Genomic DNA, 23,875 nt, shown 5'->3' on the forward strand with positions numbered 1-23,875 from the left:
TATGTTGACGTTTAGCCCTTTAACTCAAAAGAAAATCCGCAGCTTTAAGCAAATTAAACGCGGTTACTGGTCGTTTATTATCTTGACCACCATGTTGGTGTTATCGCTGATTGCTGAGCTTTTTATCAATAGCAAAGCATTAATGGTCAAATACGACGGCGAGTATTATTTCCCCGTACTGAGTGATGTGTACTTGGCGAGCGATTTTGGGCAGGTAGGAACCAGTGAGGCCAACTATCGTCAGCTCGCGAAAGCCTTTGCCGCGCAAGGCGGTGACAATTATGTGGTGATGCCCCTAGTGCCCTGGAACCCGCTTGAGCAAGACTTTAGCGGTGACTTCCCGCCGACAGCGCCGAGCGCTGAGCATCAGCATTACCTCGGTACCGATGAGATTGGCCGCGACATTCTCGCTCGCTTGGTGTACGGCTTTCGTATCGCCATGGGTTTTGCGTTACTCACCATGGCCGCTTCCTATGCGATTGGTACAGCCGTCGGCTGTGCGATGGGCTTTTGGGGCGGCAAGTTTGACCTTTTCTTCCAACGCTTTATCGAAATCTGGTCGATGGTGCCGTTTTTGTACGTGATCATGATTCTGGTTTCGATTCTTCAGCCCACCTTTGCCCTGTTCGTTGCGATTAATGTGCTATTCGGCTGGATGGCGATCACCTGGTATATGCGCACCATGACGTACAAAGAATCAGCGCGTGATTATGTGATGGCCGCGCGCGCGTTGGGTGCCTCGACCAGCCGGATCTTATTCCGGCATATTTTGCCCAACACCATGGTGATGATTGTGACTTTGGCGCCCTTTACCATCGCGCTCAATATTACTGCGCTAACGGCGCTGGATTATCTCGGCCTTGGGCTTATGCCGCCCACACCCAGTTGGGGCGAGCTGTTGCAGCAAGGCAAATCAAATTTGGACGCGCCATGGATTGTTGCGTCTGTGGTGACCTCACTGGTGGTGGTATTGGTGATGGTGACCTTCATTGGTGAAGCGGTTCGCGCTGCGTTCGACCCGAAAAAATTCACCCGTTACGACTAACGTTAAACACAATGTGCAATGTTTGAATCACGATAAGGAAATCACGATGAAAAAACTGATCCTTGCGACCTCAATCTCAATGTTTAGCCTGACTGGCTGGGCGGCGGATTTGCCTGAAAACCTCAATTGGCAAACTAACTGGGATGCGCCTAAAATCGGCTCTCCCGACGCCAAGCGCGGCGGTACCTTGCGTACCCACTTGCAGAGTTTTCCGCAGACATTACGCACTGTGGGGCCGGATTCAAACTCAGGCCTGCGCAGTTACTTTCTTGATGAAATGCCCTCACTGGTAAAGCGCCACCCAGATACACTGGCATGGATCCCGGATTTGGCCAACGAGTGGGCCTATGGCGACGATAATAAAACCATTTATTTTAAGCTCAACCCTGAGGCAACCTGGTCGGATGGCGAGCCCGTCACCGCCGATGATTTTGTCTTTATGATGCAGTTCTACCGCTCGAAAGACATTGTTGCGCCTTGGTACAACGACTATTACACCAAAACCATTGGTGGGGTAGAGAAAATTGATCAACACACCATTGCGATATCGGCCGCAATAGAGAAAAGTGACGAAGATCTGATGTATACCTTGGGTAGCTTGGTCCCACGTCCCGCGCACTTTTACGCCAATCCGCGTAAAGATGACAATCAAGATGGCATTGCCGACGATTTTGTACGTCGCTATAACTTCAAAGCGACCCCCACCGTGGGCCCGTACGAGTTAGCGCGGGTGCAAAAAGGCCGTAGCGTCACCTTTGAGCATGTGGATGACTGGTGGGGCTACACCAACCCCTATTATCAACACCGTTATAACGTCGATAAGATCCGTCTGCGGGTGATCCGTGATAATGATATCGCCATGAAGCACTTTGAAAAAGGCAACTTGGATGTGTTCGATTTGGTACTTCCAGATATCTGGCATGAAAAAACCCAATCTGAACCCTATAAAAAAGGCTATATCACCAAGTTCTGGGGGTATAACGAAATGCCGGTTGGCGCGGGCGGTTTGTGGATGAACTCGGCCATGCCAATGCTGGATGACATTAATGTACGCAAAGGTATTCTCTATGCCACCGATTTTGACGGCATGATTGAAAAGATCACCCGTGGCGATTACTCGCGTAAACCGCATGCGATGGGCTTTGGTCATGGTGAATATGACAACGATGGTGCGACACCGCCAGCGTTTGATCCTGAAAAAGCGATCAGTTATTTCAAAAAAGCCGGCTTTGACCAAGTGGGCCCGGATGGTATTCGTGTCAACGACAAAGGCGAGCGTTTAAGCTTTGCCATCACTTATGGGTATCAGCAGCATACGCCACGCATTGCTTACTTGAAAGAGCAAGCGAAAAAAGCAGGGTTGGACTTTACCATTCACCTGGTTGATGGCTCATCGGCGTTTAAATACGTGCTGGAGAAAAAGCATCAACTGGCGTTTCTTAATATGGGCACCGCAGAAATCCCAGCTTATTGGGAGTACTTCCACTCGGATAACGCCAATAAAAAGCAAACCAACAACCATACCAATTATAGCTCCCCAGCGCTGGATAAGCTGATCATGGCGTACAAAACTGAGTTCGATATGGCGAAGAAATACCAGCTGTCGCACCAGATCCGCGCTAAGATCTCAGAAGCCAGTGTGATTGTACCTGGCTACATGGTGCCGTATGTGCGTCAAGGCTTCTGGCGTTATGTACAAATCCCAGACAACGCGATGACCAAGCGCACCGAAAACATGGTCACCAGTGGCCGGGTGATGGGTTTTGGCACCTTCTGGATTGATCAAGAGATGAAAGAAGCCACCGAAGAGGCCATGGACGACGGTAAGGTCTTTGAGCCGGTGACCATCATTGATGACAGATACAAGCTGTAGAGGCGATTATGACGCAGGATGTCATTCTTTCGGTTAAGGATTTGACCGTTAATTTTACCACTGACGATGGCCCCCGTGAGGTACTTCACGGGGTAAGCTTTGAGGTCAAAGCCGGGCGCACGCTCGGCTTGGTGGGCGAGTCGGGCAGCGGCAAAAGTGTCACAGCGATGTCGATCATGGGCCTGCTCCCTAAGCCCTACGGCCAGGTGACGGGCGGCGAAATCTTGTACCGCGGGACCGACTTGGTGACCTTGCCCGCCAAAGAGCGCTATGCGATGCGTGGCAATCGGATCTCGATTATCTTTCAAGACCCGATGACAGCGTTAAACCCAGTGCATACCGTGGGTCGGCAAATCAATGAAGTCTTGATCTTGCACCGCCCGGAGCTGGATAAAAAAGCCCGCGCGGCGTGTGCGCTCGACATGCTGGCCAAGGTGAAAATCCCATTGCCAGAAAAGCGATTGAACGAGTACCCGCATAATCTGTCTGGCGGGATGCGTCAGCGGGTAATGATCGCCATGGCACTGGCCTGCAAGCCCGATATATTGATTTGTGATGAGCCAACCACCGCCTTGGATGTGACGGTGCAGGCCTCGATTTTGGACTTGATTAACGAACTGCAAGAAGAAACCGGCATGGCGGTGATTTTTATCACCCACGATCTGGGGGTGGTCGCCGAGGTGTGTGACGATGTGGCGGTGATGTACGACGGGCAAATTCGTGAACGGGCAGATATTTTTACCTTATTTGACAACCCTGCCCATCCATACACCAAGCGTTTGCTGGGGTTAATGCCGGGGCGTACCCACCAACCCAAGCAGATGATTGATATTCGCCCGTTGGAAGAGTTTGATGCCACGCCATCATCCACGTAGTTGCAGGAGAACGCGATGAGCAAGGAAGTCCTCAGAGTAGAAAATCTGAAGCAGTATTTTGTCTCGGGCAAGGGCCTGCTTCGTCAAGGCTACACCATTAAAGCCGTCGACAGTGTATCGCTGTCGGTGTCACAAGGTGAAACCCTCGGGCTGGTGGGCGAGTCGGGGTGTGGCAAAAGCACTCTTGGCCGTACCATGCTTAAGCTGTTTGAGCCTACCGAAGGGAAAATCTTCTTTGAAGGTAAAGACATCACCCAGTTGTCGCCACGTCAGATGCGGCCTCTGCGTAAAGATATGCAGATTGTCTTTCAAGACCCGCTCGAGTCGCTCAACCAGCGTCATACCATCGGCGGGATCTTAGAAGAGCCCTTTATCATTCACAATATTGGCACCGCGAAAGAGCGTCGCCAGTGGGTGCTTGAGCTATTAGATAAAGTCGGCTTGCCCCACGATGCGGTTAACCGCTATCCGCATGAGTTTTCGGGCGGTCAGCGCCAGCGGATTGGTATTGCGCGGGCGATTGCCCTTAAACCGAAACTGCTGATTTGTGACGAATCCGTCTCCGCACTGGATGTGTCGGTACAGGCCCAGATTCTTAACTTGCTGCTGAAGTTACAGCAAGAGATGAACTTGGCGATGATTTTTATCTCGCACGACTTATCGGTGGTTCGTCATATCTCCGATAAGGTGGCGGTGATGTATTTTGGTCATGTGGTGGAAGAGGGGCCGACCGAAACCGTCTACCATCAGCCGCAGCACGAGTACACGCAAAAGTTACTCTCTGCCATTCCGATCACTCACCCCAAATACCGCAAACACAAGCGTCGCGCCGAGCAACCGGTGGCCGAAAAAAAGCCTGAAGCGGTGAGTTAAGTACACGCCCAGGCCCCTCTGGTAAAAATGAGGTAACCCCCAGTAGTTGGATATCCAACATTGGGGGTGCTTCATCAGCAAAAGCTTACTGTCACCCGTACGTTAAGTTCAGGAGAGCAGGTTGCTGTAGGGATCTTGGCTCAGAATCGGCAAGGTGTTTTTTTTCCAGTATACAGACGGCTATTTGCAGCAGTTTGGCAATTTATCACCGTTTACAAGAAAATACCGCGCTGTTTCTATAACAAATAAGAGAGGACAGTAATGAAGCTCGGTCGCAACGAGCCTTGCCCTTGTGGCAGTGGTAAAAAATTCAAACGTTGTTGTATGGACGGCGTGTCTAAGCAACATGCGCAAGTCGTTGATGACGCTGAAACCATGCTGGCGAATAACCCAGGTATGAGTATCGATGAACTCAATGCTGTGTTACAGCGCCAAGTGCAGGATCGCAATAATCAACCTCATCCCGATTTTTGTGGTGTGACACCCACGCAAATGACCAATTGGCTTTATGCGCCGTTTGATCAATTACAGTGGGTGACGATCACGACACCCGCCGATCTTTCCGCCAGCCCAGTGATGCGATATTTGGCTCTGATGCTTGAACATGCGATGGCGCAAGGCGGTGCTTTTAAAGCAACCAGCAAAGGCAACTTACCGGCTAAGTTGGTCAAACAAGCCAGTGAATTATTGCCTGAGTTTTCAGTTTCTCAATTCCAACGCCACATTAGTATCAGCGAGTTTGCTGGGTTTAACGAAGACAAATTCAATGCCTTGCACTATACCCGCGTGCTGGCCGAAATTAGCGGTATTATCTACCGACGCAGCGGCCGTTATCATGTGAAAAAAACGGCGCAAAAACAGTATCAAGACATGGGCGTGCAAGCCTTTTTTAAGCCGATGCTGGCAGCGGCAACCGGCAAATATAACTGGGCGTATTTAGATAGCTTTGAATACGATGTTGATTTGCGCACCTTTTGGGTATTCATGTTGTGGCGCATACAAGCGCATCACAGCGTCGATCAGCTTACTCAAGAAGTGATGGTTGCTTTTCCTGATGTGTTAAAGGCGTTCCCAACGGACGATTACGCCCCGCCGGAAGCGTTGTTAAGCGGACTTATCGAAACGCGATTTATTGCGCGCTTTTTGCAGTTTTGGGGATTTGTGACGATGGATCCAAGGCGTTTTATAAACGGCGAACCCATTGCGCTCACCGCTCAGGCTCAGCCGCTGTTGGAGCAAACCTTTCAATTCCACCTTAACGGATAGCAGGACATTGTGAGCGAATATCAATACTATAAATTCGAGCGTTTAGATGGGCATTTAGACAGCACCGCGCGCCAAGCACTCAGAGCCATTTCACGCCGAGCCGATATCACGGCAACGTCTTTCCAGGTGGTTTACAACTTTAGCGATCTAAAGGCTAAGGCATATGAGATCATGCTAAAGCACTTTGATATCGGTTTTTACTATGCCAACTGGGGCTCGGTGGATGCCTACATCAAACTACCTGTTGGGACCATTCCCGATGCCATGCTTGGGTTATCGAACGATGGTTTTAAGGTTCGTCAAACCGATGAGTGGCAATTGCTCACTTTCTCTATCGAAGAGTATGGTGCGTATTTTGATGATGGAGATGCTGACGATTTTTTCCAGCATTTACCCGGTCTACGCAATCAGTTAATCCAAGGTGACTGGCGGCTTATGTACTTAGCGTGGCTCAAAGCGGTAGATGACGATGATGAGCTTGACGCGATACCGTTAATCCAATTCGATTTTGAGCGCCTTAGCGAAGGATTACAGGCTTTTGCTGCGCTGTATGCGATTCCCTTACCTTGGGTTAAAGCGCTTACGATGGTGCTGAATGAACAGCCCAGTCACCCAGCCAAACACACCCAGCTTCAGTTTGAAGATTGGCTCAAAACGCTCACGGAAGCGGAGAAAAACACACTATTACGCACGTTGTTTGAGCAAGGCCAATTAACTCGTCACCAAACCGTAGCGCTGACGCGAAAAGAACCAGCCAACAAAGACGAAACTTATCAGTATTGGTTAAACCCCGACCTCGTGGCTCCCTATATTGCAACCGCACAACGACAGTTTGAGCAACAACAAGCTGAGGCACTTGCAAAAAAACTAGCGCTTGAAAAAGCAGAAAAACAAAAAGCCTTAACAGACATCTACAATCAGCGTGATCACTACTGGCAGCAAGCGCACGAGCAAGCGGATCGCACTTGTCCTAGTGGCTATGATGCGGCGTCACGCTATTTACATCAGCTCTTTGAGGCCTATCAGCTTCACGATAATGCTGCGTCCTTTGAACAGCGGTTTAAGCGGTTTGTGGCAGCTAATAGGCGTCGTAAAGCACTGTTAAATCGCTTGAGTGATTTGCTTAAATGATTGGGTCCACCCCAGGCAGACCCAGTGTTGTTAGCAAAAAATATCGTTGAGTTTTGATTGGTTGAAAGCCTTTATGCCCGCCTTTAGGTCTACACATTGTTACCTGTGAAGTCACTTTGTGTAGACCTCAGACGAGAGTGTGACTTAACTCTTTGTTGCTATTGTTTGAAAAGTATAGAAAAGTGATCCTTTCATAGCGCCTACAACCCGTGGTTTGTAAGGTGATGCAGGCTTATAGCGTGGAAGGAAAAAATGCAGCAGATCGGAATTTACGAGCAGCTGGTAACGCAGCTTATTGAGAGCCGTATTGATCGAGAAAGATTTTATGTTGGCGAGCGGACGCTTACCAGCAACGAGGCGTCAGTTTGGTTGTCTCGCTTTTTATCGCATGTTTTGCACCATGTGCTCGACGCCGTGCCTGCCAGTGATGATCGCCTAGCGCAGCAAATCACACTATCCAACCAATTCTTGCTGTGGCTGAAAACCCAGATCCACGATAAAGACATTATCGACGATAATTTGCTCGCGAGTCAGGGGAAAATCCTGACGGCCCTTTATGAGTTTGAAAACCCGATAGCGTCTGATTTAGCGCGCTATGTGCAAGATATTTTCCCACTCACCGGCTTAACGCAAAGTGAGCTTTTTTGTGGCAGTAATGCGGGCCTTTCATTGGAGTCAGAGCTGAAAAGAGAGATTTTATCCGCAGACAAAATCTATTGGTTGGTATCATTCATCAAGTGGGCGGGGATAAGAATTTTTCGTAAAGAGCTGGAAGAATTTACCCGCAGTGGTCGCGAGTTAAAGATCATCACTACGTCATACATGGGCGCGACAGACGCGAAAGCGGTGGAGTATTTAGCCAGCCTACCTAATACCGAGGTGAAGTTAAGCTACAATACCGAGCGTGAACGTCTGCATGCAAAAAGCTATTTGTTTTTACGCGAGACCGGCTATCACACCGGTTATATCGGATCGTCAAACCTCTCACATTCTGCACTGACGAATGGCTTGGAGTGGAACCTCAAAATCACCTCGCAAGAAATTCCCCATATTATCAACAAATCACTCAGCACCTTTGAAACATATTGGGCGTCGAATGAATTTGAACGATTTGACGGAGATGCAAAAAGTACCGAAAAACTAAATCAAGCCCTTCGGCAGCAGCGCAGTGGCGAAGAAGATGGTACTACGTTTTTCTTCGAGCTCTCTCCTTTCCCACACCAACATGAAATTCTGGAGCAGCTGACGGTTGAGCGTCATACGCATCAACGTTTTCGCAATTTAGTGGTGGCGGCAACAGGCACTGGTAAGACACTGATTTCTGCGTTTGATTTCGCCCGTTTTTTGAAAATCCATCCTGATGCCAACTTTTTATTTGTGGCTCATCGTGAAGAAATCCTTAAGCAGGCGCGCGCGGCTTATCGGGGAGTATTACGTAACAGCTCCTTTGGCGAGCTGTGGGTCGGTGGTCACACGCCAGATCATTACCGCCAGCTATTTGTCTCGATTCAAACATTGAACAACCAGCTCGATACGCTTAACTTGACGGCCGATTACTATGACTACATTGTGATTGATGAAGTGCATCATATTGCTGCGAGCAGTTATCGAGCGGTTTTGCACCACTTTTCGCCGTCAATACTACTGGGTCTGACGGCGACACCCGAGCGTCACGATGGCGGCGATATTCTCGCGGATTTTGGTGGCGTCATTGCGGCTGAGATTAGGTTGCCAGAGGCGATTAATCGGCGTCATCTTTGCYCWTTCCAATATTTTGGTATTGATGATGATACCGATCTACGGACCATCCCTTGGCAGCGTGGCCGCTATGATATTGCACAGCTGACTAACCTCTATACTTCCAACCAAGCGCGGGTGGATAAGATATTACTCAGCATGAACGAGATCATCACGGATCTTAGCCGTATGAAAGCGCTCGCTTTTTGTGTGAGTAAAGAACACGCTCACTACATGGCTCAACAGTTTTCACTGCAAGGGCTTAAGGCGGATGTGTTGACCAGCGACAATCGGCATGAACGCCAGCGAAAGCAGCAATCGCTGCGCGCCGGTGAGATCAATGTGCTTTGTGTGGTTGATATTTTCAACGAGGGGGTCGATATCCCTGAAGTCGATACTTTATTGTTTCTGCGTCCCACCGAGAGTTTAACCATTTTCCTTCAGCAGCTAGGCCGCGGTTTACGGTTAGCCGAGGGCAAAGAGTGCTGTACCGTCCTCGACTTTGTTGGTCATTCGCGTCCCGAGTATGACTTTGCAAACAAGTTTCGGGCGCTGGTGGGTAAGAGCGCTCGAGCGATTAACCATGAGATTGAACAAGGCTTCCCCCATGCGCCTTTGGGCTGTCGAATTGAGCTTACTAAGCGCACCCAAGAAATGGTATTGGATAACATTAGCAAAGCGTCGTTAAAGCTAAGGCCCTTAGTGGCAATGGTTCGGCAATATCCTCAGCACACCCACCTGCCGCTGACGCTAGCGAACTTCCTAACCTTGTATCCGCATATTGATTTGAACGAACTATACAAGCGAGGCTGTTGGTCAGAACTGGTGTTCAAAGCAGATCTACAGGTCAATGATTCTCCTGTTGATGAAAGTGCACTTAAAACAATTAAGAAGGCGATTTTTCAGCGGATTTTAACCACGGATGATCATGCGTATCTAGAGTTTTTAAAGCAGCTTTGCCAAACAGACTTTGCGCCTGATACGGGTAGCGAACGGCATCGACTTATGTGCCATTATGATGTTTGGCAACAAACAGGGCCAGCTCTTGGCTTTTCATCCATTACGCAAAGCTTTGCCGCGTTAAGGCGGCTGGGCATCAAAGCAGAATTAATGGATGTGTTGGACTGGAAACTGTCACAAACCAAGCACGAGCAGTTAAGGATGGACGATTTGCCTGATGTGCCATTGCGACTTCATGCTCGATATGCGCGTGAGCAAATTCTAGTTGGGTTTGGCGCTACCACGTTGGAGCGGCAGCCACCTGCACGAGAGGGGCTCTATCCGCTGAAAGATCAAAACATCGAACTGTTATTTGTCACCTTGGATAAAAATGAAAAGCAATTTTCCCCGACGACCATGTATCACGATTATGCGATCAACGCATCACGCTTTCATTGGCAATCGCAAAACAGCTCGCGCCCTGATAAAGGCCGAGGCAAAGATTACATTCAACATCAAAAGATAGGGAAGCGCCTGTTTTTGTTTGTACGAGAGCAAACTAAAGATGAGTACGGACGTACCATGGGATTTGTGAATTTTGGCGAAGTGAATTATATCTCGCACACCGGATCTCAGCCGATGGATATTACGTGGGAGCTAGTCACTCCGATGCCAAACTTTATGTGGCAGCAAGCGGCGAAATTGGCGGTAGGCTAGTTGAGATGGCAGTGGCATTGGGTGATCAACGTGCCACATCGCCCAATGAAAAATTCGATGAAACTTACAACCCTCACCCGCCTAGAGAGTGTGACTACGTTTGCTGAGGTCGAAAAAGTCTACCAAGAAGCAATGGTGTGAATAAGCGTGTTCTATCAATGATGCAGAAGGTGAAATGAATGACAGAGCATATCCCTCAAGCTCCACAAGGAGAGTTTGTTCTCTTCACGAGTGCAGACGGTCAAACTCGTGTTGAGTGCCGTTTTGAATCCGATACATTATGGCTTTCTCAGGCTGTAATGGCGGAGCTGTACGATAAAGATATTCGTACGATTAATGAACACTTGGTCAATATTTACAAGGAAGGCGAGCTTGCTCAAAGTGCAACCATCCGGAAATTCCGGATAGTTCGATTGGAGGGGAGTCGCCAAGTATCTCGCGAAATCGATCATTACAATTTGGAGGCTATTCTGGCGGTGGGCTATCGAGTTCGCTCACAACGTGGTACTCAATTTCGCCAATGGGCTACGCAAACGCTCCAAGAATACCTCATTAAAGGCTTCGTAATGGATGACGAGCGCTTAAAAAATCCGCCTGTTGGGTCGTCTGCTGTTCCAGACTATTTTGATGAGATGCTGGAACGCATTCGCGACATTAGAGCCAGCGAACGACGAGTTTATCTGAGGGTGAAAGAGATCTTCACAATGGCGGCGGACTATGAGCCATCCAATCAGGAGACTAATCGTTTTTTTCAAATCATTCAGAATAAACTGCATTATGCTTGTACGCATATGACCGCTGCTGAGCTTATCGCTAGCCGTGTGGATGCCAGTAAACCAGACATGGGGTTAACCAGTTATAAAGGTGACGAAGTACGCAGGACAGACGTGACCGTTGCCAAAAACTATCTGCGTGAGAACGAAATCAAGGAACTGAATCGTATTGTTAATATGTGGCTTGACTTTGCTGAAGACCAAGCTCTTCGCCGAAAACAGGTTTTCTTGCAAGATTGGGCGGATAAACTGGATCAGTTCTTAAGTTTTAACGACCGAGAGGTTCTAAGCGGTGCCGGAAAAATATCCAAAAAAGCAGCCAATGATAAGGCGAAATTGGAGTTTGAACATTTCGCAGAACAGCGCCGTCGTTTAAAAGAGGCTGAGGGCGAAAAGGTCAACATTGCTGCGCTCAAGGCTGCGCTCAAAAAAGGCAAATAGCTGTATTAGAGATGTCACTCGTAGCGACGAGCATGGCAGCTCTCAAGAAACAGCTAGAGCCCATTCTTAAAATGGGCTCTAGCTGTATCACACTTAAACGATTATTTAGTGATTACTCAATATTCTGGATCTGCTCGCGCATTTGTTCGATAAGCACTTTGAGCTCGACGCCGGAGGCGGTGATCTCGGTGCTGATTGATTTGGAGGCGAGGGTGTTAGCTTCGCGGTTGAACTCTTGCATCATAAAATCTAAACGTCGGCCGCAGGCGCCGCCTTTTTTGAGGATTTTTCGCGCTTCTGAAACGTGTGAGTCCAAGCGGTCAAGCTCTTCTGCAACATCCACTTTTTGTGCCAGCATCACCATTTCTTGCTCAACGCGGGCCGGGTCGAGTTCCACTTGTGCTTCTTCTAAGCGCGTGGTCAAACGTTCACGCTGCCACTCAATCACGGTGGGCATCTTTTCGCGTACTTTGATCACTTCAGCGCTAATCGCATCCAATCGCTGCTCAATCAGGGCTTTCATGTTCTCGCCTTCGCTGGCACGTGCGGCGATAAAGGCATCGAGTGCGTCATCAAGGCCTGCCAATAAGGCGCGGTGCAGCTCGTCGGTGTCTTGCTCCGGCGCTTCCATCACGCCTGGCCAGTTCAGGACTTGAAACGGATTGATGTTGCCTTCACCCGCGGTTTCTTTCACCCATTTGGCGGCGTGAATCACTTGCTTGGCCAAGGCTTCATTGATGGTGAGCTTATCTTGGCTGGCTTGTGAGGTATCAAAGCGCAGGTTGCATTCCACTTTGCCGCGGGCTAGGCGCTTGCGAAAACGCTCGCGTACCACAGGTTCAAGACTACGTAGCTGTTCGGGCATGCGAATGTAGGTTTCGAGATAGCGCTGGTTGACGGAGCGGATTTCCCAAACCGCGTTGCCCCAATCGCCCTTGAGTTCTTGTCGGGCGTAGGCGGTCATACTGTGGATCATGTGTACCTGCTCTTGTGTGCTGAAGGTGAATGGCAAAGATTATACGCATCCACGCCCCTGTCGTCAGCTGTCTTGGTCTGTGGGGCGGACAGGGATCGCAAGCGGGCGGAGAAACACGTATAATCGCGCCCACATTCTGTCAGTCAATAAGGWAACTTGCATGCGCCCAAGTGGAAGAGCACTCGAGCAAATTCGTCCCGTTAGCTTTACCCGCGGTTTTACGGCCCACGCAGAAGGCTCTGTGTTGGTGTGCTTTGGTGATACCAAGGTGATCTGTAATGCCACGATTGAAGAGGGCGTGCCGCGCTTTTTGAAAGGTAAGGGCCAAGGTTGGGTGACCGCCGAGTATGGCATGTTGCCACGAGCGACCCACACCCGTAACCGTCGTGAAGCATCAACCGGAAAGCAAGGTGGCCGTACCGTCGAAATTCAACGTTTGATTGGCCGCAGTTTGCGCGCCGCGGTTGATTTAAAAGCACTGGGTGAGCGCACCATTACCGTTGACTGTGACGTGATTCAAGCAGATGGCGGCACGCGCACGGCGTCCATTTCGGGGGCGAGCGTCGCCCTGGCAGACGCACTTAATGCGCTGGTACGCGATGGCAAGCTCGCGGCCAACCCGATGCGTGGCCATGTGGCCRCTGTGTCAGTGGGTATTTATCAACAAACGCCGATTTGCGACCTTGAATACGTGGAAGACTCGGCCGCAGATACCGACATGAACGTGGTGATGCTCGAAGATGGCCGTATGATTGAGGTGCAGGGCACTGCCGAAGCCGAGCCGTTTACCCCCGATGAGCTCAATGCCATGCTGGCACTGGCCAGTAAGGGCATTGATGACATTGTCGTCGCGCAAAAATCGGCACTCGCCGACGCCTAACAGATTAAGTAGCTCCCGCATCGGGGGCTATTTTTTTATCTATCCGACCCCGGGTGACATGTGGCGTGTCACCAAGACAACCAAGAGAGGAACGAATGAAAGCCTATCAGCGCCAGTTTATTGAGTTTGCCTTAGAGCGTGAGGTATTAAAGTTTGGCGAGTTTACCCTTAAATCAGGGCGGAAGAGTCCGTACTTTTTTAATGCCGGCTTGTTTAACACCGGGCGCGATTTGGCAAAGCTGGGTGAATTTTATGCGGCCGCGTTGATGGATGCAGGGATTGATTACGATGTGTTGTTTGGCCCGGCGTACAAAGGGATCCCGATTGCGACCACCACGGCGGTGGCACTTGCTGCGCATCATGATGTGGATACGCCTTATTGTTTTAACCGCAAAGAGGCCAAAACCATGGTGAGGGCGGCAACTTGGTCGGCAGCGCGCTGAGTGGCCGTGTGATGTTGGTGGATGATGTGATCACCGCCGGTACTGCCATTCGCGAGTCAATGACACTGATTCAAGCGCAAGGGGCGCAGCTGGCCGGTGTCTTGGTGGCAATTGACCGCCAAGAGCGTGGCCAAGGCGAGCTGTCGGCGATCCAAGAAGTAGAGCGTGACTTCGATTGTCAGGTGGTGTCTATCATTAGCTTAGCGGATTTGGTCACTTACTTAGAGCAAAGCCAAGCCGATCCGGCTCAGCTAGCGGCGGTGAAAGCGTACCAGGCGAGCTACGGGATTTAAGTTACACGTGTGCTGCTGGCTGGCTTGAGTACGCCAGCTGCACTGCGCTCGTTGCACTACGCCAGTTGCACTGCGCCATTTACTGCAGCTGGTTGGTGAGCAGCTGCCAATATTGCTCGAAATTGGCAGTCGGTAGCTGCTTAAATGATGAGCGCACGTAGCGACAAAAGCCGCCTTCCACTTGGCTAATCAATTGGCTGGCGAGTATCGCTTCATCCAATGGGAACCCTTTTCCTTCGCGTAAACGACGCTCGCGCAGTACTTGCTTTAGCTGCGCCTCGACGCGTTCAAACAGCTGGTTGATCCGCGCTTGTAATCTATCTTGCTCAAACATCAAGGCATGACCTGTCATGATGCGCGTGAGCCCCGGGTTGCGCTCACCAAAGGCCAGCAGCAATTGCAAAATCAGTTTGAGGCGCACCAAGGTGTCCTTTTCTTCCTCAATGATCAGGTTGATGCGGTACAACAGTGAATCTTCAATAAATTCGATGAGCCCCTCAAACATCCGCGCTTTACTGGGGAAGTGGCGATAGAGGGCTGCCTCAGAAACCCCGACTTGCTCGGCGAGTTTGGCCGTGGTGATGCGTTGGCTGCCTTGGTTGGATTCCAGCATTTGCGCGAGCGCTTGAAGGATCTCTTCGCGGCGATTACTTTTTTTTGGGGCTGCCATGGATGCGATTCCTTTGTCTTTTTATCTGTCACACTGGCGACCGGTAAAGGAGGCATCATGGAGAGGTGCCGCCATGTGTGGATTTTTCCCCTATCTTAGCGACGAGGTCTCTGTATTAAAAGCAAAAAGCGTGGCCATGGCGCACGCTTTTGAACTTGTATTTTGGCGATAAGTAGGTTGCCCTCTCACCCGCGTCAGTGCTCATCCTGGATGGTTTGCTGTAAATAGCGAGCATGTATGTGCGTCATCACTTCGTCGGCTAATGTACGCTTTTCCGCCACCGGTAGGGCCTTGTCTCCCCCAGGCCAGAACAGGTGTAAGGCATTTCGATCGCTGTTAAAGCCTTGGTCGGACTGGGACACATCGTTCGCACAAATCATATCAAGCTTTTTGCGCGCCAGCTTGTCACGCGCGTAGGCCGCGACATCTTGGGTTTCGGCGGCAAAGCCGATCGTAAATGGACGATGTGACGTTAAGCCCGCAACCGAAGCAATAATATCGGGGTTTTTTACCATGGTGACCGTCATCGCGTCTTTATCCACTTGCTTTTTCATTTTCTGTTCGGCGATGTGTTGTGGACGGTAGTCCGCGACCGCGGCACAGCCGATAAAAATATCTTGGTCGGTGATGCTCGCATGCACCGCATCATGCATTTGTTGGGCGCTGGTGACATCAATACGCGTGACACCTGTCGGCACTGGCAATGCGACTGGGCCAGAGACTAAGGTGATATCGGCCCCTAAACGGGCTGCCGCCTCGGCGAGGGCATAGCCCATTTTCCCTGAACTGTGGTTAGACAGATATCGGACTGGGTCTAGCGCTTCGCGGGTAGGGCCGGCGGTAATCATCACGCGCTTGCCTGAAAGCGGTTTAGGGCCGGCCCAACGTTCGCATTCAGCTACTAAGGCCAGCGGCTCGAGCATGCGCCCAAGGCCCACATCGCCGCAGGCTTGCGCGCCACTGTCGGGGCCCCATATCAGGCAGCCGCGTGTACGTAGCCCACTCAAGTTCGCCTGGGTGGCGTGGGCGCGATACATTTGCTGGTTCATCGCCGGCGCAATCGCCAGAGGGGCATCGGTGGCCAAGCACACGGTAGTGAGCAAATCATTGCCCATGCCAGCGTGGATCCGAGCAATTAAATCGGCGGTTGCGGGGGCAATCAGCACGAGATCCGCCCATTTAGCCAATTCTATGTGCCCCATAGAGGCCTCAGCCGCGGGGTCGAGTAAGCTATCCGATACCGGATGGCCAGAAACGGCTTGCAGGGTCAATGGGGTAATAAACTCTTTTGCAGCATGAGTCATCACCACCTTGACGGTAGCGCCACGCTCGATGAGGCGGCGGGTGAGATCGGCACACTTATAGGCGGCAATTCCGCCGCCCATGCCAAGCAGAATACGTTTACCGGCCAGCGTCTGGGCTGGCTGCTGTGAACTATTGGCCATAATGCTCTGTGTGTTGGAACATGAATGACAAAACCATACCATAATCCTTAGCGCAAAAAGCTTGTTTGAGCGCATGAATCCGCATGGGGTGTGATGCGCGTTGGATGTGATATGGCTAGCGCACGGCTGAAAGCGTTAACGGTGGCTCATGATAAAATCGCGAACTCGCCGCAGTTACACGGAAAAGTCGTTGCGGCGTGAAAGGCGCTTACTTTAACTGGCGGCAACGTTGAAGAGGAATCACCATGAGCCTAAAAACCTTGCCGCAAGATTGTCGCCCCAGAGAACGCTTGTTAGCACGGGGAGCGGAGAGCCTCTCGGATGCCGAGTTATTAGCGATTTTTCTACGCACGGGCGTCACAGGGATGAGTGCGGTGGCGCTGGCCGACCATCTGTTGCAGGATTTTGGCTCGCTCCGGGCGCTGATGGGCGCGGACCAAGGGGCGTTTTGTCAGCGAAAAGGACTGGGTAGCGCCAAATATGCCCAGCTGCAGGCGGTACTGGAGTTGAGTCGACGTTATTTAAAAGAAACCTTGAGCAAAACCGACGCGCTGACCAGCCCGGACCATACTCGCCGTTATCTCTCGACCTTACTGCGCGACCGGCCTCGCGAGGCGTTTTACGTTTTGTTTCTTGATAATCAGCATCGCGTGATAGCCGATGAGCAACTTTTTGAAGGCACGCACAATGCGGCGAGCGTTTATCCACGAGAAATTGTCCGTCGCGCGCTTGAGTTGCATGCCGCAGCACTGATTTTGGCCCATAACCACCCATCCGGTGTGGCAGAGCCGAGCCAGGCAGACCGACATATTACCGATAGAATTGCCAATGCCTTGTCATTAGTGGATGTTCGCGTGCTTGATCACCTAGTGATTGGGGACGGAGATGTGGTATCGTTCGCCGAACGAGGTTGGTTGTTATCCCCTTAAGGATCGCCATTGGCGAAAAAAACGATCAAAAAGCGCATAAAAGGATCTGCTCGGGACTTGAGCAATGTGAATTCAGTTAGTATAATGCGCCACCTTTGATAGCCTTGACCTTCGACCTGACCTTAACGATGCAGGACTGGCGGACAAGGTTGATATCGAGCCGAAACGATTTTGGAGAGACTTTCATGTCACGAGTATGCCAAGTAACTGGCAAGCGTCCTGTAGTTGGTAACAACCGCTCTCACGCTAAGAACGCCACCAAGCGTCGTTTTCTGCCGAACCTGCAAACTCATCGTTTCTGGGTAGAAGGCGAAAAACGCTTCGTTAAACTGCGCCTATCCACTAAAGGTATGCGCATCATCGACAAAAAAGGCATTAGTTCTGTACTGACAGAAATGCGTGCCCGCGGTGAGAACGTATAAGAGGAATTAGAGAATGGCTAAAAACGGCGTTCGTGAGAAGATTCGTCTAGTATCCTCTGCAGGTACTGGTCACTTCTACACCACAGACAAGAACAAACGTAACATGCCTAGCAAATTCGAGATCAAAAAATTTGATCCTGTAGTTCGCAAGCACGTTATGTATAAAGAAGCCAAAATCAAGTAATTTGATTGACGCTTTGAGAAAGACCCAGCTTCGGCTGGGTTTTTTTATAACTAAAATCTGGTCACATTTACGGTTATACTGCGAAAGACACGCGTAACGTCCTCAGGTGAACCGACATGAAGCTAAAGCGGCAGACATGGAATAACATCCTGATTCTCTCAGTGGTGGTTTTTTTTGGCTTAATGTTGCTGCCAGATTATTTGCGCCATCAACGCCAAGCACGGGCGACGCCTGAGGGAGTGATAGCGCTGGTTGAATCGCGCAGTGATGTGCTGTCGTTGCGGTTTTCCCATTTAACCCTGACGCGTACGTTAGAGGCCTGGCAATCGGATAAACCCTTAGTGATTAGCCCGACAGAGCTTGCTCAGCGCTGGCTGGGGCTGACTGGGACACAAATCGATGACACCACCTTGCAGTCGTTGCGACCCCAATTAACCTCTCCCCGTACGTTGGAGCTTACCCGCAGCCCCGACCAAGAGCCCATTCGCATTACCTATTATCAACAACCCCAGTTTTGGTTGATGCAAAACGAACACGGCCAATGGTTAGCCGTGTCAGTGGATAGTCGGTATCTTTTCCCGCTATCAAAGTCGTAAATATTAAGAGCTGTGTTATGCCCGAGTTACCTGAAGTAGAAGTAAGCCGTTTAGGTATCATGCCGTATGTCGAAGGGCAAACGGTCACCGAGATTACCATTCGTCAGCCCAAGCTACGCTGGCCCATTCCCGAAACGTTACAACAGTTAAAAGGCCAGGTGATACGTCGCGTCACGCGTCGCGCCAAGTATCTTTTATTGGAGACGGATGTCGGTACGGCGATTGTGCATTTGGGGATGTCAGGCAGTTTGCGGGTGCTTCCCACGTCACTGGCACCGGAAAAGCATGATCATGTTGATGTGACACTCAGCAATGGTCGCTTAATTCGTTACCACGATCCGCGCCGCTTTGGCGCCTGGTTGTGGCAGGAGGGAGATTTGCCGCATCCCGTGTTGGGAAAACTCGGCCCTGAACCACTCACCGATGCGTTCAATTCAGATTATTTGCTGGCCAAGGCGGCAGGCAAAAAAATGGCGATGAAAAGCTTTATTATGGACAACGCCGTTGTGGTAGGTGTGGGGAATATTTACGCCAACGAATCGCTGTTTTGTGCTGGTATCCACCCTAAACGCCCTGCCGGTAGCCTGACGCAAACAGAAGCGACGGCGCTGGTGGATGAGATAAAAACGGTGTTGGCCGCGGCGATCACGCAAGGCGGCACCACGCTGAAAGACTTTACCCAGGTAGACGGGAAGGCCGGTTATTTCGCTCAAGCGCTACGTGTTTACGGTAAGTCGGGTGAGCCGTGCCCAACCTGTGACACGACCCTTGAGCGCATAGTCATCGGCCAGCGAGCAACCGTGTTTTGCCCGCAATGCCAGCCTTTATGAACGCTTGTCTTGCAGCTTTTCTTGCAAGGCGGTCAGTACGCTAGGCGCGACAAACTCACTGGTATCACCGTCGTGTAACGCCACTTCTTTGACCAACGTCGAGGAAATAAACGAATGCTCCTCTGACGGAGTCAGAAAGACGCTTTCCAGTGCCGGCATCAGCCGGCGGTTCATATTGGCGAGTTGAAATTCATACTCAAAGTCGGAGACCGCCCGCAAACCGCGCACTAGAATGTTGGCCTGGTACTGCTTGGCAAAATTGACCAACAACCCTGAAAAGCCAACCACAGAGACATTGGATAAGTGCGCGGTGACCGTTTGCGTCAGGGCGACGCGTTCATTCAGATCAAAAAGCGGTTGTTTGCTTGGACTGGCGGCAATGCCCACAATCACATCGTCAAACATTCGTGCCGCGCGCTCAATCAGATCCAAGTGACCGTTGGTGATCGGATCAAATGTGCCCGGGTAAATCACGCGGGTATGTTGTTTTTGTGTCAAAGCTGTCTCCCTTTTTATTAGGTCCGGAAATTTAGCTGTCATACTTATAATCCCGCGCCGCGCTATCCCATGCTATCCCTTGCTTAATTAACTTCGCAGGATTTCCACCATATATACTATGAGTGGAATCTAGTACACCACATACATTAGCATTAGATGCGATAATAGAGTGGCTTGGGATATAGCTGCCTTTTAAAATGTTACTTCGAGCACATAACCACACGGAATTTTCAGTTTTAATTGCTTTTGGTGGGTTTATTGGTAAGCCAATATTACCTTTTGAATAGATGTCGTGAAGATCACTATCTATAACTTGTACTCCCCAAGATATTAAATTGTAATCGCCGAAAGTTATTGATTTAGTACAGTATATTAAACTTTCCGCCGACAGATTAAACCTGTTTCCTAAATTTAACCTTCCCCCTTTGCATACGACTAACTTTCCGCCGTGACCCACTTTCGCGCGTCCAGAAAAAACGATCGTTCCCTCATTAAAAAAGATACTTCTACTTCTCTTTTTATCAAAAGCAGGTACATCACCAAACCCAATGCGTATGCCACCCGTTTTTATTGTATTGCTGATGATAACCGTGCCGGACATTTTTTTTAAGTAGGTGCGATGCGATATAATTACGGGTAGCTTTAATCCTTTAATACCAAAGTAGGATAAATTAAAAATCAAACTCTTGGGTAAAGATAGAATATAATCAATCGCCTTCATGAGCTAGCCTGCATAAGATATTGGAAAAATGAGAGTAGGTCAGACGCACTTTTCTGAGAAGATAAGTCCTTAATCATTTTAGCTTGTGCTAGGTTACCCATGGTTTGGCATTGTTCTGGACGTTTGTAGAGAAACTTAATTTTTTCACTGATGGCATAGGAATCTCGAGTCGGCACCACAAAGCCGCTCTGAGCCTCATCAATAAACTCCTTCGCGCCACCGGTGGTGGTAACAATGGATGGAATAGCCATTGCCATGGCTTCTACAAAAGTTTTTGGTAGCCCTTCCCCAGAAATAGAAGGTTGAACCTGTACATTGCTGGCCGCGATGAGTGCAGGCACATCATCACGATAGCCAAGAAAATGAATCCGCTCTACCATGCCACTGTCATTGGCTAATTGCTTATGTGCCTCGGTATCCATATTGCGACCAACCAGTAAGAGATGAAGACGGTTTAGCCCTCTGAGTTGCTTGGCACTTTCGAGTAGGTAAGCGACCCCTTTACTAGGCCTAGTATTCGCGATGCAGATGACGCAAAAAGCATCTTCGGGAATATGTAAACGTTCACGACAGGCAGGCTTCGTTTGGTACCAAGCAATATCATGCCCTTTATAGACAGTGGTCACTTTATCTTTGATACGCCACACTCTGGTTTTTAAATCTTTTTCCACCGCGTTGGACACACAAGCGATACCATCGACTCTTGGATGTAAATGCGTCAGATATGCGGAAGGGTCAAGGCGATATACACCACCTACTGTCCCACGGTAGGTCACAAGTTTAATACTATCAAATCCGATACACGCGAACGCAGCATTTGCAATCGTTCTTGAGTTCATGGCATAGACGATATCGATTGGCTGCTTAGCAAATAATGCTCTGAGATATTTGATCGTTTTTAAGCAAATCTTCCTCTTTGGATAATGGTCGATAACCGTAATGCCATTGGCCTTGAATCGTTGAACATAGGCGGCATCTTCTTGCGTTAAAATAGTGACGTTATGACCCGCTTTTGCGAGGGCTATAAATATTTCTGCTTCTGGCCGTACACTATTCCAAGCGTCATTGTATGAGCTTAAGACCAAGATATTCATTTATCAGTACCTTATTTACCTGAAATGTCCGATAGGATGAGTTTGCTGTGTTGTACGCTGACGGTTATGATATATGACCTTGACCCCGTATCCAAACAGATAACCATGGCTACCAAGCAGCGAGATAAAGCGTGGCGCTAGAAATGATAATTCATCAGCAAGAAAATGAGTGCATCTGGTACGATCCTACCTTGGTGGTCGGGGAGCCGCGCCAGTATTTTGATATTCATTTTTGGCACCAACAGGCTGCCGTCACCGGCTCGGTCAAAGGGCGAGGGATAACCTTTTTTGTCCGTGGCCCGAAAATGGAGATGGCACTGCGGCATTATTATCGCGGCGGCCTTTTCGGCAAATTGGTGAAAGACCAATACTGGTTTACGGGCTGGGAGGAAACGCGCTGCGGTGCGGAGTTGCGCTTATTGGCTTATTTGCGCGAGAAAAAGCTCCCTGTACCGCGCCCCGTCGCTGCTCGTGCGGTAAAGACAGGCCGTACCTATCGTGCCGATATCTTGGTAGAAAAAGTCCCAGGAGCCCGTGACTTAGTGGCGATATTAAGCGAAAACAGCTTGCTAGCTCACGATTATCACGCCATTGGCCGCTTGGTGCGTCGTTTACATGATGCCGGCGTGTGCCATTCTGATCTGAATATCCATAATATCCTTCGTGATAGAAAAGGCAAACTGTGGCTGATTGATTTTGATAAGTGCCAACAGCGTGAAGGTGAGCAATGGAAAGAAGACAACTTAGCACGCTTGCATCGCTCTTTTAAAAAAGAAAAAGAGAAGCGCCAAATCCGCTGGCAGCCCGAGGATTGGGCTGCGGTCTTAAAAGGTTACAACCATATTCGAAAGTAGTCGCCACTCAGTGCGAGTGTCGAAGCCAAGGGGTGAGTGCTTGTAAGGTTCGCTCAACGGCGCCACGGTTTTCTTCGACCACCGCCAAACCGGCTTTTCCTGCTTGCGCTGCCAGTGGCGGTGCATTAAAAAAAGCGCCAATCTTTGCCGCGAGATCTTGGCTATCGTTACATACTTGCAGTGCGCCTGCGTCTATTAAAGCATCACCAATGACTTGGAAGTTATAGTAACTGGGTCCGCTTAATAAGGGTTTGCTGAGCGCTGCGGGCTCTAACAGATTATGACCGCCAACTTTGGCGCCTAAAAAACTCCCTGCCATGACAACCACATCTGCACTGGCGAGATACATCATCATCTCACCCATGGTATCGCCAAGGTACACTTGCGTGCTCGTGGTAAGCGTCTCGCCCTGAGTCTGTCTTTGTATACTGAGGCCCTGAGCCGCGACTTGTTGCGAGACATCATCAAAGCGCTCAGGGTGGCGAGGGACCATAATCAATAAAGCATCCGGATAATCACGTAGCAAAATACGGTGGGCGGCTAACATGATGGCATCTTCGCCTGAATGGGTGCTGGCCGCTATCCAGCAAGGGCGTTCACCGCGAGCGTCACGAAGCGCAGCRCCTAAATCAGGATTTATCGCCTTGATATCAAACTTCACCGACCCAACTGCGCTTAGTTTTTCTGCGGGGACCCCCAGTGCGGCAAAACGTGCTTTATCAGTGGTATGCTGACACAGTATGAGATCGATATGCTGACTCATGGCACGAAAGAGCGGCGCAATTTTTTGATAATGGTTACATGCCTTTTCAGAAAGCCTCGCATTAATGATCGTAATGGGAACACCGGCACGACCGACATGATGCAAAGTATTGGGCCAAAGCTCGGTCTCCATGATCACGCATAGCCTTGGAGAGACTGCACGTAAAAAACCACGAATCGCAAACGGAAAATCAACCGGCATATAGCGATGGTTCACACCTTTGATGCGCATTGCCTGCTCGGCCCCAGTGGCTGTGGTGGTGGTGATGAGGATAGGAACATCGGGATAAGCTTGTTGCAGTGCACTGATCACCGGCTTAGCCGCGAGGACCTCCCCCACGGAAACCGCATGCAACCAAATCGGCGCCCCCTCAATGTTGGGTGTGCGACCAAAGTGCTCTTGCCAGCGCTCCCCCACCGCCGGCTTACCGGGCCGTTTACGATAAAGCCCGACAAGCAAAAAAGGGGCAGCAAGCGTGAGTAATAATGTGTATAACCAGCGCACAGGGAAACTCCTATGGACGTTTGGGTGCGATAAATAGTGGCATACTCTCCAATCGAGCTCCAGGGTCTAATACTTATCAGACACTCGTCATACAATCTAGGAT

The 23,875-nt window shown here is 50.0% G+C and carries 22 protein-coding genes and 1 pseudogene; 16 read left to right on the forward strand and 7 right to left on the reverse strand.

All coding sequences use genetic code 11. The features are described 5' to 3' along the window. The first annotated feature begins 1 nt into the window (after position 1). The 8 genes from BZG14_RS05240 to BZG14_RS05275 all read left to right on the forward strand — a co-directional run bounded on the left by BZG14_RS05240 (position 2) and on the right by BZG14_RS05275 (position 11,670). Entirely contained in the window at positions 2-1,045 is a 1,044-nt protein-coding gene (locus BZG14_RS05240) for an ABC transporter permease (RefSeq protein ID WP_077521958.1), read from the forward strand. A gap of 46 nt (positions 1,046-1,091) precedes the next feature. Continuing rightward, positions 1,092-2,918 carry an extracellular solute-binding protein gene (locus BZG14_RS05245; protein WP_077608170.1) on the forward strand — a complete coding sequence of 609 codons (1,827 nt, stop codon included), beginning with the start codon at positions 1,092-1,094 and terminating at the stop codon, positions 2,916-2,918. A gap of 8 nt (positions 2,919-2,926) precedes the next feature. Beyond that, the gene (locus tag BZG14_RS05250) at positions 2,927-3,793 is read left to right on the forward strand and encodes an ABC transporter ATP-binding protein (RefSeq protein ID WP_077608171.1); all 867 of its coding nucleotides are present in this window, start codon (positions 2,927-2,929) and stop codon (positions 3,791-3,793) included. Positions 3,794-3,808: 15 nt separating this feature from the next. Further along, complete coding sequence (locus tag BZG14_RS05255) at positions 3,809-4,666, forward strand: ABC transporter ATP-binding protein (RefSeq protein WP_077608172.1); 858 nt, start codon at positions 3,809-3,811, stop codon at positions 4,664-4,666. 261 nt (positions 4,667-4,927) lie between these two features. Continuing rightward, positions 4,928-5,932, forward strand: a complete 1,005-nt coding sequence (locus tag BZG14_RS05260) for a YecA family protein (RefSeq protein WP_077608173.1) — start codon at positions 4,928-4,930, stop codon at positions 5,930-5,932. 9 nt (positions 5,933-5,941) lie between these two features. Next, positions 5,942-7,063, forward strand: a complete 1,122-nt coding sequence (locus tag BZG14_RS05265; RefSeq protein ID WP_077608174.1) for a hypothetical protein — start codon at positions 5,942-5,944, stop codon at positions 7,061-7,063. 252 nt (positions 7,064-7,315) lie between these two features. Further along, positions 7,316-10,456: a DUF3427 domain-containing protein gene (locus tag BZG14_RS05270; RefSeq protein WP_077608175.1), complete on the forward strand. Its 3,141-nt coding sequence runs from the start codon at positions 7,316-7,318 to the stop codon at positions 10,454-10,456. Positions 10,457-10,635: 179 nt separating this feature from the next. Continuing rightward, entirely contained in the window at positions 10,636-11,670 is a 1,035-nt protein-coding gene (locus BZG14_RS05275; RefSeq protein ID WP_077455053.1) for a virulence RhuM family protein, read from the forward strand. 112 nt (positions 11,671-11,782) lie between these two features. Here the strand turns inward: BZG14_RS05275 and BZG14_RS05280 are convergent, their stop codons facing one another. Then, positions 11,783-12,646, reverse strand: coding sequence for a YicC/YloC family endoribonuclease (locus tag BZG14_RS05280; protein WP_046074689.1), 864 nt, complete (start codon positions 12,644-12,646; stop codon positions 11,783-11,785). Positions 12,647-12,806: 160 nt separating this feature from the next. On the opposite strand from BZG14_RS05280, the gene rph reads away from it, so the two are divergent. Continuing rightward, complete coding sequence (gene rph / locus BZG14_RS05285) at positions 12,807-13,526, forward strand: ribonuclease PH (protein ID WP_077608176.1); 720 nt, start codon at positions 12,807-12,809, stop codon at positions 13,524-13,526. Between the two features lie 95 nt (positions 13,527-13,621). Next, a pseudogene (pyrE, locus tag BZG14_RS05290) lies at positions 13,622-14,262 on the forward strand (orotate phosphoribosyltransferase). Positions 14,263-14,341: 79 nt separating this feature from the next. On the opposite strand, the gene slmA reads toward pyrE, so the two are convergent. Then, positions 14,342-14,932, reverse strand: a complete 591-nt coding sequence (gene slmA, locus BZG14_RS05295; protein WP_077608177.1) for a nucleoid occlusion factor SlmA — start codon at positions 14,930-14,932, stop codon at positions 14,342-14,344. 194 nt (positions 14,933-15,126) lie between these two features. Further along, positions 15,127-16,377 (reverse strand): bifunctional phosphopantothenoylcysteine decarboxylase/phosphopantothenate--cysteine ligase CoaBC, encoded by a 1,251-nt coding sequence (coaBC, locus tag BZG14_RS05300; protein WP_077485874.1) that lies wholly within the window; start codon positions 16,375-16,377, stop codon positions 15,127-15,129. Positions 16,378-16,622: 245 nt separating this feature from the next. Here coaBC and radC point away from each other — a divergent pair, with 245 nt between their 5' ends. The 5 genes from radC (at position 16,623) to mutM (ending at position 19,338) form a co-directional block, all read left to right on the forward strand. Continuing rightward, positions 16,623-17,306, forward strand: coding sequence for a RadC family protein (gene radC, locus BZG14_RS05305; RefSeq protein WP_046074694.1), 684 nt, complete (start codon positions 16,623-16,625; stop codon positions 17,304-17,306). A gap of 185 nt (positions 17,307-17,491) precedes the next feature. Beyond that, a complete protein-coding gene (gene rpmB / locus BZG14_RS05310; protein WP_069361922.1) occupies positions 17,492-17,728 on the forward strand; it encodes a 50S ribosomal protein L28 in 237 nt (78 codons plus the stop codon). 13 nt (positions 17,729-17,741) lie between these two features. Further along, positions 17,742-17,912: a 50S ribosomal protein L33 gene (gene rpmG / locus BZG14_RS05315; protein WP_046074696.1), complete on the forward strand. Its 171-nt coding sequence runs from the start codon at positions 17,742-17,744 to the stop codon at positions 17,910-17,912. A 116-nt stretch (positions 17,913-18,028) separates the two neighbouring features. After that, positions 18,029-18,508 carry a hypothetical protein gene (locus BZG14_RS05320; protein WP_077485872.1) on the forward strand — a complete coding sequence of 160 codons (480 nt, stop codon included), beginning with the start codon at positions 18,029-18,031 and terminating at the stop codon, positions 18,506-18,508. Between the two features lie 17 nt (positions 18,509-18,525). Then, positions 18,526-19,338, forward strand: a complete 813-nt coding sequence (gene mutM, locus BZG14_RS05325; RefSeq protein WP_069361920.1) for a bifunctional DNA-formamidopyrimidine glycosylase/DNA-(apurinic or apyrimidinic site) lyase — start codon at positions 18,526-18,528, stop codon at positions 19,336-19,338. Here the strand turns inward: mutM and coaD are convergent. From coaD to BZG14_RS05340, 3 genes are read right to left on the reverse strand one after another with little or no spacing between them, the layout of a single operon-like run. Beyond that, on the reverse strand, positions 19,333-19,836 hold the full coding sequence (gene coaD / locus BZG14_RS05330) for a pantetheine-phosphate adenylyltransferase (RefSeq protein ID WP_241824620.1): 504 nt from the start codon (positions 19,834-19,836) through the stop codon (positions 19,333-19,335). The genes mutM and coaD overlap by 6 nt on opposite strands. Positions 19,837-19,867: 31 nt before the next feature. Beyond that, positions 19,868-20,557 (reverse strand): acyltransferase, encoded by a 690-nt coding sequence (locus tag BZG14_RS05335; protein ID WP_077485868.1) that lies wholly within the window; start codon positions 20,555-20,557, stop codon positions 19,868-19,870. After that, on the reverse strand, positions 20,554-21,651 hold the full coding sequence (locus BZG14_RS05340) for a glycosyltransferase family 4 protein (RefSeq protein WP_077485866.1): 1,098 nt from the start codon (positions 21,649-21,651) through the stop codon (positions 20,554-20,556). Before BZG14_RS05340 ends, BZG14_RS05335 begins: the two co-directional genes overlap by 4 nt. A 143-nt stretch (positions 21,652-21,794) precedes the next feature. Between BZG14_RS05340 and BZG14_RS05345 the strand changes: the two genes are divergently transcribed. Continuing rightward, on the forward strand, positions 21,795-22,505 hold the full coding sequence (locus tag BZG14_RS05345; RefSeq protein WP_077486032.1) for a 3-deoxy-D-manno-octulosonic acid kinase: 711 nt from the start codon (positions 21,795-21,797) through the stop codon (positions 22,503-22,505). 7 nt (positions 22,506-22,512) lie between these two features. On the opposite strand, the gene waaA is transcribed toward BZG14_RS05345, so the two are convergent. Beyond that, positions 22,513-23,772 carry a lipid IV(A) 3-deoxy-D-manno-octulosonic acid transferase gene (gene waaA, locus BZG14_RS05350; protein ID WP_077485864.1) on the reverse strand — a complete coding sequence of 420 codons (1,260 nt, stop codon included), beginning with the start codon at positions 23,770-23,772 and terminating at the stop codon, positions 22,513-22,515. Positions 23,773-23,875: the final 103 nt, after the last annotated feature.

Source organism: Salinivibrio sp. IB282 (assembly GCF_001995685.1).
GTDB classification, from domain to species: domain Bacteria; phylum Pseudomonadota; class Gammaproteobacteria; order Enterobacterales; family Vibrionaceae; genus Salinivibrio; species Salinivibrio kushneri.